The organism is Cohnella boryungensis (assembly GCF_042651945.1).
GTDB lineage: Bacteria > Bacillota > Bacilli > Paenibacillales > Paenibacillaceae > Cohnella > Cohnella boryungensis.
Genome location: NZ_JBHSED010000035.1, coordinates 156,224 through 168,558, shown reverse-complemented (window position 1 = coordinate 168,558; position 12,335 = coordinate 156,224). Strand labels below are relative to the sequence as shown.

Here is a 12,335-nt window from a genome sequence, read left to right as displayed (position 1 = left end):
TCGGAAAGAAGGGGCCCGGAGTTTAGAAGCCGAAGTAACGCTTCGCATTGCCGTAACAAATATTTTCGACCATGCCGCCCAGAAGCTCGCGATCGTCGGGCGCCTCGCCCCGCTCCACCCATTCTCCGAGCATATTGCACAGAATTCTGCGGAAGTACTCATGTCTCGGGTAGCTCAGGAAGCTGCGCGAATCCGTCAGCATTCCGACGAACCGGGACAGCAGGCCGAAATTGGCCAACACGTTCAGCTGCTCCAGCATGCCGTCCTTCGTATCGTTGAACCACCAAGCGGAGCCAAGCTGGATTTTGCCGGGAACTCCCCCGCCCTGGAAGCTGCCCATAACCGTGCCGAGCACCTCGTAATCCTTCGGATTAAGCGAGTATAGAATTGTGCGAGGCAGGCCTGCCTTCGCGTCGATCGCGTCCAGCAGCTTCGTCAACGGATAAGCCAGCTCGCCGTCGTGAATCGAATCGTATCCCGTATCGGGACCAAGCAGCTTAAACATGCGGCTATTGTTGTTCCGGGAGGCGTGAATATGCAGCTGCATCGTCCAGCCCAGCTTGCTGTACGCCTCTCCCAGATGGATCAGCGTATAGGTTTTATATTTTCGCTCGTCTTCAAGCGTAAGCGGCTCTCCGTCCATCGCTTTCGCATAGATCGCGGAAGCTTCTTCCAGGCTCGTCTCCGCGTATAGAACCTGATCCAGCGCGTGATCCGATACTTTACAGCCGACCTTCGCGAAGAAATCGATCCGGCTATCCAGAGCCGCCAGGAAAGCCTCGTACGTGCCGACGCTCATCCCGGACGAAGCCTCAAGCTTCCGCACCCACGGCAGGAACGTCTCCCGGCGAATTTCCAATCCCTTATCCGGCCGGAACGAGGGGAGCACGAGACAATCGAAATCCTCGATGCCTTGAATTCCCAGATGATATTCCAGCGTATCGGTCGGATCGTCCGTCGTGCAGATCACCTTGACCTGCTGCTCGCGGATCAGCCTTCTGACGGAAAAGCTTTCCGAACGCAGAACCGCGTTGGCCTTCTCCCAGATGATCGGCGCATTCGCTTCGTTGATCGTTTCCTCGATCCCGAAATAGCGACGGAGCTCCAAGTGCGACCAATGGTAAAGAGGATTGCCGAGCGTCTCCGGAACGGTTCTCGCCCATGCGAGAAAACGGTCGTAGTCCTCCACCCCCGGCCCACCGGTCACGAGCGCCTCCTCGATTCCGTTGGCCCTCATAGCCCGCCACTTGTAATGATCTCCGTACAGCCAGATTTCGGCGAGATTGCCGAAGCGCTTGTCCTCGTAAATCTCTTGCGGATTCAAATGGCAATGATAGTCTATAATAGGCTGCTTGGCTGCATAATCGTGGTACAGCCGCTTCGCCACCTCGTTCTGAAGCATAAAATCCTTATCCATAAAAGTTTTCACTTTGCTATTCCCGCCCTTTTAACGAAATTTGACTAGCTCGTCGACTTTGACCGCCTGTCCCGTTCGAATCGAACGATTGGCCGCGATTCCGGTCAGAATGCTTCTGGCCCCATCGATATGATTCGCCGCCCGCTTGAAGCGATCCTCCGTCGGCGTACCGAAAATATCGTTCAGCAGCACAGGATCGCCTCCTCCGTGACCGCCTTCCGTTTCTTCCACTTCCACCTCGTAGGGAGCCGCAAACATAGGGTATACGGTAATCGTCTTATCCTTCAGCGCCCCTTCCTGCGACTTCTCGCCGCCGGAATTGACGTACGACTGCTCGACGACCGTCATTTCCATGCGGCCCTTCGTTCCGTTGAAAGCGATGCGGTAGCCTTCCCACGGCAAATAGGCATTCAGGGAATAAGTCATAATCGCTTTATTCTTGTATTGAACCATGACGCCCATCGTATCCTCAATGCTGATGCCGTCTCCGAATACGCTTTGGTCGCGCCGGTAGCCGTCCTCGTGCTCCGCGTCCAAATAAAGCGCCTTGAGATTTTCGTTCTCATCCATATGCAGCGCGAACGGATCGTCCTTCGCGTTCGGATGGCCCGTCGAGCGCTCATAGAACTTGGTTACGCCGCGCTGCTCCGCGTTCTCCTTGCCGTAGAACAGCAGGTCTCCGAAGGCAAACACCGTATCCGGCTCCGAGCCGATCCAGAAATTGACGAGATCAAAGTGATGGGTCGATTTGTGAACGAGCAAGCCGCCGCTGTTTCTTTTGTCCCGATGCCACCTGCGAAAATAATCGGCCCCGTGCTGCGTGTTCAGCAGCCATTCGAAGTGGACCGAGGTGATCTTGCCGATGACTCCGTCCTCGATCAATTCGCGGGCTTTCGTGTGATGCGGCGCATAGCGGTAGTTAAACGTCACACGGACATTCCTTCCCGTCCGCTCTACCGCGTCCAGAATGTCCTGGCATTTGCTCTCGTCCACCGTCATCGGCTTCTCCGTCACCACGTCGCATCCGAGCTCCATCGCTCGAATGATATACGTGTGATGGGTGCGGTCCACGCTTGTCACGATGACGGCGTCCGGACGTTCCTTCGCGATCATCTCGTCGAATTGCTCCGCCTTGTAGGTGTTCACTTTAGAATAACCGTAGCGCTCGGCCAGCTGCCGATTCGCATAGTCCATACGGGTTTGGTTCGTGTCGCAGAAAGCCAGCAGCTGCGAGGTCTCCCGGAAGGACGTGGCAATGGCCGAGTAGAAAAACTCCGCCCTTCCTCCCGATCCGACCAGCACGTATTTCTTCTTGTCGCCCATTCTCGCTCACCCTTATGCTAGAATTTTGTTCCGATAAGGATAACTTAAAGCAATCCAGCAACTATTTCTCCTGCTTTCCTGCTTTTCCGCCCCAAAACCCCGCATATCTTGCTATAATATATAAAAACTAACCCGTAAGGAGGCCTCCTGCATGAATACGCTTCATCCCAATTCCCCGCCGCCGATGCAGGAGCTGCCGGAAACGCTCCGCCATGGCCGCTATTCCGACCCTTTCTACGTGGAATACGTGCGTCGCACGGCCCCCTATACGATGGACAGCCACCATTTTCATCCTTATTACGAGCTGTATTTCCTTTTGTCGGGAACGCGGCATTATTTCGTCGAGGATTCTATCTACAACGTAGATGAAGGCGATCTTGTGCTCATCGGCAAAAATCAACTGCATCGTACCTTTGTGGCAGGCCATCCTGGTCATGAACGAATCGTAATGCACATCGACGACCGCTTCGTTCGCGATGTCGTAGGCACGCACGCCGAGCTGCTGCTTAGCTCCTTCGAGCGGACGACTCCGATCGTCCGGCTGCATGAGGACGAGCGCGATCGGCTGCAGCTGCTGGCCAAGCGGATGCTCGACGAGCTGCTGGAGCGGCCGCCCGGATACGAGCTCGCGCTTAAGCAGGCCATCGTCGATATTCTGCTCCTGGCCGCTCGCTCCGCCTGCAACGGCCAGCCTCAGGAGCCTTCCTACGTCTCCCCTCTGCATCGCAAAATGTCCGACATCGTCCGTTTTCTCAAAGCGAATTATTGCGATACGATCCGAATCGAGGAGCTGGCCGAGAGGTTCTACATCAGTCCTTATTACATGAGCCGCTCGTTCAAGGAAGCGACCGGATTTACCGTCATCGACTACCTGAACCTCACTCGCGTCAAGGAGGCTCAACGGCTGCTGCGCGAAAGCCATCTTTCCGTCACGGAAATTGCGGCCCGAACGGGCTTCGATAATTTCTCCCACTTCGGCAAAACGTTTAAAAAAATAACCCGGACTTCCGCCCGGGATTATCGCAAGGAGCATGGCGCCGCCTCACCACAATAGCACATGTCGCGTATCGGATGCTTAATCGGCATAGCGCGTTTTTTCGATTCATTTGATTATCGGACTCCGGCACGCGGAATCTCATTGTTCGCGATCATTTCCCCGAAGGGACTGATATACGAATTGCCTATCCTTTTCTCTTGCTTATTCGCAAGCGGCAGCAGCGGGAACAGCAATTCCGCCGTGCGGTAGGCCTCCTCCAGATGAGGGTAGCCGGATAGAATGAACGTTTCGATGCCAAGCTCCGCGTACGCCTTCAGACGATCGGCGACCGTCTGGGGATCGCCGACAAGCGCCGTCCCCGCGCCGCCTCGAACCAGTCCGACCCCGGCCCATAGATTGGGGCTGATCTCAAGCTGCTCGCGGCTGCCGCCATGAAGGCTCATCATCCTCTGTTGTCCGACCGAATCGAAGCGGCCTAAGATTGTCTGGGCGCCCGCAATCGTGTCGTCATCCAGAAAACGAATCAGCTCATGCGCGGCTGTCCACGCGTCCTCCTCCTTCTCCCGGACGATGACGTGAAGCCGAATGCCGAAGCGAACCGTTCTTCCTTGCGCCTCGGCTAGCTCGCGAACTGCGGCGATCTTCTCTGCCACCTGCTCAGGCGGCTCTCCCCAAGACAAATACACATCGATGTGCTTGCCGGCTACCTTGTGTCCCGCATCCGAAGAGCCTCCGAAGTAAAGCGGCGGATAAGGTTGCTGCACGGGGGGATACAGCACCTTGCCCCCGTCGATCCGAATGTGCTCGCCTTCGAAATCGACTTCTTCGCCCTGCAGCGCCTTCCGCCATACGGTCAGAAATTCATCCGTCAGTTCATAGCGCGCATCGTGGCTCAAATGCAGGCCTTCCCCGGCCAGCTCTACCGGGTCGCCTCCGGTTACGACGTTAATCAGCAGACGTCCGTTCGATATCCTGTCGAACGTTGAAGCCATTCTCGCCGCGATCGTGGGCGACATCAGCCCCGGGCGCACCGCGACCAGAAACTTGAGCCGCTGCGTCACCGGAATCAGCGCCGAAGCGGCGATCCACGGATCTTCGCACGACTTGCCCGTCGGCAGCAGCACCCCTCCGAAGCCCAGACTGTCCGCAGCCTTGGCGATTTGGCTCATATAGTCGAAATCGACTGCCCTCGCGCCGTGCCCGGTACCGAGATACTTGCCGTCCCCGTGGGTCGGGATGAACCAGAATACTTCCATCTCATGCTTGCTCCTTTCCTGTCCTATCGCGATTGTCTCAGCAGCTTCCAGACGGGATCGATCAGCGCCGCTTTGTCGCTGCTTATATATTGGTTGGCGTAGCTTCGTACCGGGTCTCCGGCATAAAATCTCTCGTACAGCTCATGTCTAGAGCCGAGCGGGCTTCCGATCAGATCCCAGGCCAGCTTAAACAGCCGCACCTTCTGCTCGGCTCCGAGAGATACGCCATCGAAGTAACGGTTCAGCAGCTCGTTCAAGGGTCCTTCGAATTGGCTCATCCGGGCCGGCGTCTGCACGAAACCTCCGCCTCCGATCTGCTGCAAAATTTCGATCGCGCGCGGATACAGCTTCGTTCCGATGCTTCTTGCCGTATCGATGAATGTCGACTCGGGCAGCCATAACCCTGTCGTCGGATCAGGCTTCGCCTGAGCCTCCGAGGCAATCAGCAGAGCTTTCATCGTATCGATCTGCGTAACGAGCTCTCCCAGCTTTTCCTGCACGTGCAGGAAGCCGTTCACCCCGATCGCGTCCGCAACGGCGAACGTCACGCCCGCTACGAATTCCAGCTTAGCCGCGAACCGGACGACCGTCTGGTGAAACGCCAGCGTATTCGAAGGCACGTGCGATCGCAGCTTCCATACCGCTTCGGCGTCCCCGTTCAGCAGTACCCGCTCCCAGGGTACGAGCACCTCGTCGAACAGCAGTACGGCATCCATCTCGTCATACCTGGAGCTTAAGGGATAGTCCTGCGCGTTCTGCTCCGCGAACGACTCCCGACAGACGATGTGAAGCCCTTTGGAGCCGGCCGGCACGATGAGGGCATGAGCGTGCTTGCTGTGACGCGCATCCAGCTTGTTAAAGGAGAATACGAGAAAATCGTGCGTATAGGGGGCGCCCGTTGCAATCATCTTGGCCCCGCTCAGAACGACGCCCTCTTTCGTCTCCCGAACCACATGCAGGTAACGATCGGCGATCCGTTTATCGTCCAGCCCTTTGGATCTGTCAATCTGCGGATCGAGCAGCGAGGTCGTCAGGAAGTAGTCGTTGTCCCGAGCCTCTTCGTAATAGGCGGAGATTTTCGCCTCCAGCCCGGAATCCAGCTTGCCCAGCTGCTTTCGCGAGCCGTACCACCCCGTGACCAAGGATCGCGCATAATCCGACAGGCGGCTCATCACGCCGTTTGTTTCCTTCGCCCAGCAATCGAACGCGCGGCTTCTCTTCGCCAGATCCTCCGCGCTGTAGGGCACGAGAAAAGCGCTATGCGCATATTTTCCTCCGTCGCCGACAGCGTATCCAACCTGATCTCTTCGCTGCGTGTCGTCGAGCAGGTCGAACAGCCTGCCGATCGTGGCCAGCGTTCCGGCAAAAGCCGGATGGCGCGGAAGATCGGTTACCCGCTCCTGCTCCAGCCAGACGTTCCTGCCGTCGTTCAAGCTCTCCATAAACCGCGTGCCTCTCGAGGTCATGTTCGCGTCCTTTCCTTCGTCCCGATTGCGCGCCGGAAGCCCGCTCCGGGATGCCTGTCCGGAAGCCGCGCGTCCCCGGAGCCGAACAATTTCTCCCGCATCGTTCCTGCGGCATACTCGGTTTTGTACAAGCCTCTCTCCTGAAGAATCGGAACGACCAGGTCGACGATATCCTCCAAGCTGCCCGGCGTGACGAGATGGGCCAGATTAAAGCCGTCGATTCCCGTCCTCTCTACCCATTGCTGCATCTGGTCGGCCACCTCTTCGGCGGAGCCGAACAGCAGTGCGCTCCTCCCTCCGATCTTGACGATCTCATCGACGACCTCGCCTACGTTCATCCTCTTCTCCGACATCGTCGTGAAGCGAGCCACTGCGGCCTGTCCATGATCGGACGCAAAATAGGACAAATAATCGGAGCGATCGTAACCGGACAGATCGATGCCGCTGAAGCCCCCATACAGCACTTGCGGCGCATCTTCGCTTCGCAGAGCGGTATACTCGCGGTATTTTTCCTCCGCTTCCGCCCGAGTTCTTCCCACGACGGAATTGATGGCCATGAACACTTTGACGTCTTCCGGCTTGCGGCCGTAGGCAACGGCTTTCTCCCGGATATCGTCCACATAGAATTTCAGGCTCTCGAAGCTGTGCGCGTCAATAAATACGCATTCCGCGTGCTTCGCCGCAAACTCCCTTCCCTTGGCCGAAGTGCCCGCCTGATAGAGTACCGGCGTGCGCTGGGGCGAGGGTTCGCTGAGATGAGGTCCCGGGATATCGTAATGCTTGCCTTGATGGTTGATCTCGTGTACCTTGGCCGGATCGGTGTAGATCCCTCTCGCGACGTCCCGAACGACGGCGTCATCCTCCCAGCTCGCTTCCCATAGCTTATAGACGACTTCCATGTACTCGTCGGCGACCTCGTAACGCTGATCGTGCGTTACCGCCTGATCAAGTCCGAAGTTGCGGGCCGCGCTCGGCAGGAACGACGTTACGATGTTCCAGCCGACGCGACCGCCGGTCAAGTGATCAAGCGTCGTCATCCTTCTCGCATGCGCGTAAGGCGGCTCGTAGGTAGTCGGGATGGTCACGGCAAAGCTCAGATGCTCCGTCGCGTAAGCCATCGTAGGAATAATCAGCGAAGGATCGTTGACGGGGACCTGCACGGCTTCCCGCAGGGCAGCGTCACGGTTGCCGCGGAACACGTCGTAGAACCCGTAGACGTCCGCGAGGAACAAGGCATCGAATTTCCCCCGTTCCAGCAGCCGCGCCAGCTCAACCCAATAGTTCAAATCCTTGTAGCGGTGGCGATCGCTCGCGGGATGCCTCCATAAGCCGTGCGCGCTGTGCATCGCCGTGTTCATATCGAAGGCGTTAAGCAATATCTTTTTCCCCATATTCATTCCCCTCGCGCGAAGCGGTGTCTCGCTCCGGGATGCCGCTCGGGCAATCGGCTCTCGCCATATCCGAACAGCTTCTCGCGCATCGTGCCCGCTTCGTAGCTTGTTTTGTAAAGACCGCGCTCCTGCAAGAGCGGAACGACGAGCTCGACGATTTCCTTCAAGCTTCCGGGGGTCACCAGATGGCCCAGATTAAAGCCGTCGATACCGGTGTTGTCCACCCAGGCTTGCATCTGATCGGCGACCTGCTCGGCCGAGCCTTTGAGCAAGACCGCACGGCCGCCGATTTTTTTGACGGAATCGATCACCTCGCCGTAGGTCATTTCTTTCGGCGACATCTTCGTAAATCTGGCCAGCACCGTCTGCCCGTGATCCGTTGCCCTATAGGTTAGAATTTGATTCGGGTCGCCCTGAGACAGGTCGATGCCCGTATAGCCTCCGTATATGGCTTGCGGCCCTTCTGCGCTGCTGATAGCCGTCAATTCGCGGAATTTGTCCTCCGCCTCTGCCGCCGTAGCCCCAACGATCGTGCTGAGCGCCATGAAAATTTTAATGTCTTCCGGCCTCCTGCCGTAAGCGACGGCTTTGGAACGAATGTCGTCGACGTAAAATTTCATGCTTTCGTAAGAGTGACCGTCGATGAACACGCATTCCGCATGCTTGGCCGCGAACGCTCTTCCCCGCGCGGAGGCGCCGGCTTGATACAGCACCGGCGTACGCTGCGGAGAAGGCTCGCTCAAATGCGGACCGGGTACGCGAAAATACTTGCCGGCATGTAAAATCTCGTGGACTTTGACCGGATCGGTATAGATGCCGCGGAAGGGATCGCGAAGGACGGCATCGTCCTCCCAGCTCCCCTCCCACAGCTTGTACACTACCTCCATATATTCGTCCGCAATCTCATAGCGCTCGTCGTGTCCGATCATTCTGTCCAAGCCGAAATTGCGAGCGGCGCTCGGCAGGAAGGAGGTAACCACGTTCCAGCCGATGCGGCCGTTCGTCAGATGATCCAGCGTCGTCATCCGCCGGGCGTGAGCGTAAGGATGCTCGTACGTCGTCGGGACCGTCACCGCGAAGCCGAGATGCTTCGTCGCATACGCCATTGTCGGGATAATCAACGAAGGATCGTTGATCGGAGCTTGAACGGCATCCCGGAGAGCGGCGTCTCGGCTCCCGCGATAGACGTCGTAGAATCCGTAGACATCCGCCAGAAACAAGGCATCGAAGAGGCCCCGCTCCAGCAGCCGGGCTAGCTCGACCCAGTAATCCAGCTCCTTGTATCGGTATCTCTCGTTATCCGGATGCTTCCATAATCCATGCGGATTGTGCATGGCAGCATTAATATCGAAAGCATTAAAGCGAATTTGTTTGGCCATTGGCTCAACCCTGCTCTCGCACGTTGAGCTCGTTCTTGGCCACGTAAAGCCGGCAGAGCTCGCTCGAATAGGCCATTAAGCCCCCGGCCTGGGCGTCGCGCAGGTGCCGCTCGAAGGGCAGCGCCCTCGTGAAAGCCAGGCCTCCTCCGACGCGCAAGCCGAGATCGGCAACGTCCTTGGCAATCTGGTTAGCAAGAATTTTGGCCTCCATCGCGACGATGACCGTCTCATCCGCTCCGGCGTCCGCCAGCTCCAGCAATTGGCCGGCCAGCAGCTTGGCGGCCTTGAGTCGGACGTACACGTCGGCCGTCTCGTATTGAATCCATTGCACGTGGGACAGCGGCTTTCCATCGGCCAGCTTTTTCCCTTGAGCCTGTGCGATCAAAGCGTCGTAAGCGGCTTGGGCGATGCCAAGCGACAGCCAAGGCAAGCCTAGAGCGATTAGGTTCTGCCGAGTCGATGGCACTGGGCTGAAGCGATTGGCGGCCTTAAGCCGCGTCCCTCGGAACCCGATGAGCTGGCTTCGCGTGCCCCGCATGCCAAGCGCGTCCCAAATGTCGTGAATCTCGACCGTCTCGTCCCGCTCTACGCCGAAGAAGGCTGGCTGGCCGTCAATGCTGGCGTTGATCAAATAATAATCGGCCAGCTCCGCGCCGGATACGAAGCGCTTGGCTCCGTCGAGACGCCAATCCCCATCGCCCAACGGCGTCGCTTCCTGCACGGGATTCAAAAACAGATTTCCCGAAGACGGCTCGCTAAGCGCGTTGGCGAAACGTTTGCCGCCCTTCCATTCCCGTAGATAGTGCTCGGATCTCTCGGGCGAGGAGAGCGTGATCAGCGATTCGGCGGCTGACGTATTCATCAGCCAGACGCAAGCGGTCGACGGGCAGCCTCGCGCAATCTCGAAGACGATCCGCCCGAACGCCGAGTATGAGAGGCCCGCTCCGTCTTTTTCTTCCGGCAGGATCGCCGTGTCCATCCCTTGGTCGAACAGCTCCCGCAAATTCGCCACAGGCAACTCCGCCTGCCGGTCGGTCTCCGCCGCCGTCAGGGCGAACTTCGCCGACAGCTCCGCAGCCAAATCGATCCAGGCCTGCTCCTTCGCGCGTGAATCCAATATGCTCATTCCTCTTTCCTCCATCCTGCCGCTGTTATTCAGGCAAATACTCCGTCGTGAACGCTTCGTTGACGTCCACGTCGTTCTTAAGCAAGCCGACCTCCAGCAGTTGTTTCTTGTTCTGTTCCCAACGCTCCGCCTTCATAATCCCGAAGCCTTCCGTCGCCGCGTCGCCGCCCGTCACGTAAGGCTTATAGGCTTTGGCTTGCTCATTCATCGCGGCAATCGGCAGCTCCTTGTTGTCCTCGTGGATGCGTGCATTTACCTCCTCGGCATGATCGAAGTAATACGCCCAGCCTTTCTTGACGGCTCTGAGGTACGCTTTGACGACTTCGGGATTTTCTTTCAGGAAGGCTTCCGAAGTGATAATCGTGATCTCGTAAGGATCGTAGCCCGATTCGGATAGCAGGAACGGCTCCGCATCTACGCCCTGCTCCTTCAGCGTAATCGGCTCGGAGGTTGCGAAGCCGTGCAGCAGCGAGGTTTCGTCGGCCAAGAAGCGCACCAGCGTACCGTCCGTTACTTGTTCTTTTAATTGCAAATTATATTTCTCTTTCACGTATTCATATGCCGGCACCCCCGGAACGAAGAAGGCGGTACGGCCGTTCAAATCCTCGAAGGATTGAATGTTCTGCCCTTTATGGAAAATAAGCGCCTGGGGCGAGCTCTGCAGCGCTGCGGCTACGGCGACGATCGGCAAGCCTTCCTCGCGGTTTTGCAGGACGGTATCGGCCTTGGCGAAGCCGAAATCGGCATTTCCCGTAGCCACAATCTGCCTGCCGTTCACTTTGGGCCCGCCGGATTTGATCGTGACGTCAAGTCCTTCTTCGGCGAAATAGCCTTGGACAAGCGCCGCATAGTCCCCTCCGTACTCCGGCTCGGCGAACCAGCCGAGCTGTACGGTGATCTTGCGAGCCTCCTTCGCCGGCTGCTCCGGCGATGCCGAAGAAGAGGCTACAGCGGACGGTGTCGCGGCTTCGGCCGATTTCGACGATTCCGGCGCGGCGGTGGAGGCGTTTGACTCCGGTTTGGTGCCGCACCCGGCGACGACGAAAGTTGCCAGAAGCAATAATGAAGTTAATTTTAGAGTTGTTTTGATCATGGTGATCACCCTTCCGATAGAAAGTATTGGTGAGATAAATGCATTGGGATGCTTATTCGTGATCCGCAGCCAGCTCGGATTCGTGCCAAGAGCCCAGCAGCCTGCGCGATAACCCGTTAACCAGCTGATAGAAAGCGATGCCGAGCAGCGATGCCGTCAGCCCGCATGCGAATAAATATGGCGTCTGAATCCGCATGGCCGCATAAGTAATCGCGTAGCCGAGTCCGCCTTGACCGCCTCCGACCCCGGCGACGTATTCCCCGACGATGGCGCCGATCACGCAAAGAGAACAAGAAATTTTCAGTCCGCCTACGATATAAGGGAGCGCGGCGGGTATCCGCAGCCTCCACATCGTCTGCCACTTCGAAGCGTTATACAGGCGAAACAATTGCTGTAAATTCCGATCTGTTGAATTCAGACCGATAAGCGTATTCGACAGCATCGGGCAGAATCCGATGAGGAACGCTATGATGACGATGGAACGTAGGCCCGCGTCGAACCAGATGACGATGATCGGGGCCACCGCTACGATCGGGATCGTCTGCAGCACGATCGCGTAGGGATAGACGCTCCGCTCGACCACCTTGGAGCTTGCTAGCACTATGGCTCCTACCACGCCCCCGACGACGGAAAGCAAGAAGCCGATCACCGTTTCCAGCGCCGTCGTGTACACCGAACCGAGCAAGCTTCTCCAGTTGTCGCCTACCGATAGCGCGATATCGCTAGGCTTCGGCAACATATAGGGAGGTATGTCGGCTTGGGCTACGATGAGCTGCCAAAGGCCGACGAACAGCACGAACGCAAGGATCGGCGGGACAATGCGGCCTAACTTGCCCGAGGTATGAACGTTTATGGAGATAACCCCCTTCCCGCGAATCGTTCGCGAC

General features: G+C 57.6%; 10 protein-coding genes. 1 reads left to right on the top strand and 9 read right to left on the bottom strand.

Annotated features, from left to right (window positions below; all coding sequences use genetic code 11):
• Positions 1-22: 22 nt before the first annotated feature.
• Together uxaC and ACFO1S_RS16245 are read right to left on the bottom strand one after the other, a co-directional pair.
• Positions 23-1,429: a glucuronate isomerase gene (gene uxaC, locus ACFO1S_RS16250; RefSeq protein WP_204603549.1), complete on the bottom strand. Its 1,407-nt coding sequence runs from the start codon at positions 1,427-1,429 to the stop codon at positions 23-25.
• Between the two features lie 18 nt (positions 1,430-1,447).
• A complete protein-coding gene (locus tag ACFO1S_RS16245; protein WP_204603550.1) occupies positions 1,448-2,740 on the bottom strand; it encodes a Gfo/Idh/MocA family protein in 1,293 nt (430 codons plus the stop codon).
• A 151-nt stretch (positions 2,741-2,891) separates the two neighbouring features.
• Between ACFO1S_RS16245 and ACFO1S_RS16240 the strand changes: the two genes are divergently transcribed.
• Positions 2,892-3,794, top strand: a complete 903-nt coding sequence (locus ACFO1S_RS16240) for a helix-turn-helix domain-containing protein (protein ID WP_204603551.1) — start codon at positions 2,892-2,894, stop codon at positions 3,792-3,794.
• Positions 3,795-3,850: 56 nt separating this feature from the next.
• Here the strand turns inward: ACFO1S_RS16240 and ssuD are convergent, their stop codons facing one another.
• The 7 genes from ssuD to ACFO1S_RS16205 are packed head-to-tail and all read right to left on the bottom strand — an operon-like array spanning position 3,851 to position 12,307.
• Positions 3,851-4,993: an FMNH2-dependent alkanesulfonate monooxygenase gene (gene ssuD, locus ACFO1S_RS16235; RefSeq protein WP_204603552.1), complete on the bottom strand. Its 1,143-nt coding sequence runs from the start codon at positions 4,991-4,993 to the stop codon at positions 3,851-3,853.
• 23 nt (positions 4,994-5,016) lie between these two features.
• Complete coding sequence (locus tag ACFO1S_RS16230) at positions 5,017-6,459, bottom strand: 4-hydroxyphenylacetate 3-hydroxylase family protein (protein ID WP_204603553.1); 1,443 nt, start codon at positions 6,457-6,459, stop codon at positions 5,017-5,019.
• On the bottom strand, positions 6,456-7,850 hold the full coding sequence (locus ACFO1S_RS16225) for an LLM class flavin-dependent oxidoreductase (RefSeq protein WP_204603554.1): 1,395 nt from the start codon (positions 7,848-7,850) through the stop codon (positions 6,456-6,458). Before ACFO1S_RS16225 ends, ACFO1S_RS16230 begins: the two co-directional genes overlap by 4 nt.
• A 2-nt stretch (positions 7,851-7,852) precedes the next feature.
• On the bottom strand, positions 7,853-9,229 hold the full coding sequence (locus ACFO1S_RS16220) for an LLM class flavin-dependent oxidoreductase (RefSeq protein WP_204603555.1): 1,377 nt from the start codon (positions 9,227-9,229) through the stop codon (positions 7,853-7,855).
• Positions 9,230-9,233: 4 nt separating this feature from the next.
• On the bottom strand, positions 9,234-10,355 hold the full coding sequence (locus ACFO1S_RS16215; RefSeq protein ID WP_204603556.1) for an acyl-CoA dehydrogenase family protein: 1,122 nt from the start codon (positions 10,353-10,355) through the stop codon (positions 9,234-9,236).
• A gap of 25 nt (positions 10,356-10,380) precedes the next feature.
• Positions 10,381-11,448 (bottom strand): ABC transporter substrate-binding protein, encoded by a 1,068-nt coding sequence (locus tag ACFO1S_RS16210; protein WP_204603557.1) that lies wholly within the window; start codon positions 11,446-11,448, stop codon positions 10,381-10,383.
• A gap of 52 nt (positions 11,449-11,500) precedes the next feature.
• Complete coding sequence (locus tag ACFO1S_RS16205; protein ID WP_378127199.1) at positions 11,501-12,307, bottom strand: ABC transporter permease; 807 nt, start codon at positions 12,305-12,307, stop codon at positions 11,501-11,503.
• Positions 12,308-12,335: the final 28 nt, after the last annotated feature.

Coding starts and splice junctions, on each gene's coding strand:
- ACFO1S_RS16245 (WP_204603550.1), bottom strand. CDS start 2,740: ATGGGCGACAAGAAGAAATACGTGCTGGTCGGATCGGGAGGAAGGGCG.
- ACFO1S_RS16240 (WP_204603551.1), top strand. CDS start 2,892: ATGAATACGCTTCATCCCAATTCCCCGCCGCCGATGCAGGAGCTGCCG.
- ssuD (WP_204603552.1), bottom strand. CDS start 4,993: ATGGAAGTATTCTGGTTCATCCCGACCCACGGGGACGGCAAGTATCTC.
- ACFO1S_RS16230 (WP_204603553.1), bottom strand. CDS start 6,459: ATGACCTCGAGAGGCACGCGGTTTATGGAGAGCTTGAACGACGGCAGG.
- ACFO1S_RS16225 (WP_204603554.1), bottom strand. CDS start 7,850: ATGGGGAAAAAGATATTGCTTAACGCCTTCGATATGAACACGGCGATG.
- ACFO1S_RS16220 (WP_204603555.1), bottom strand. CDS start 9,229: ATGGCCAAACAAATTCGCTTTAATGCTTTCGATATTAATGCTGCCATG.
- ACFO1S_RS16215 (WP_204603556.1), bottom strand. CDS start 10,355: ATGAGCATATTGGATTCACGCGCGAAGGAGCAGGCCTGGATCGATTTG.
- ACFO1S_RS16210 (WP_204603557.1), bottom strand. CDS start 11,448: ATGATCAAAACAACTCTAAAATTAACTTCATTATTGCTTCTGGCAACT.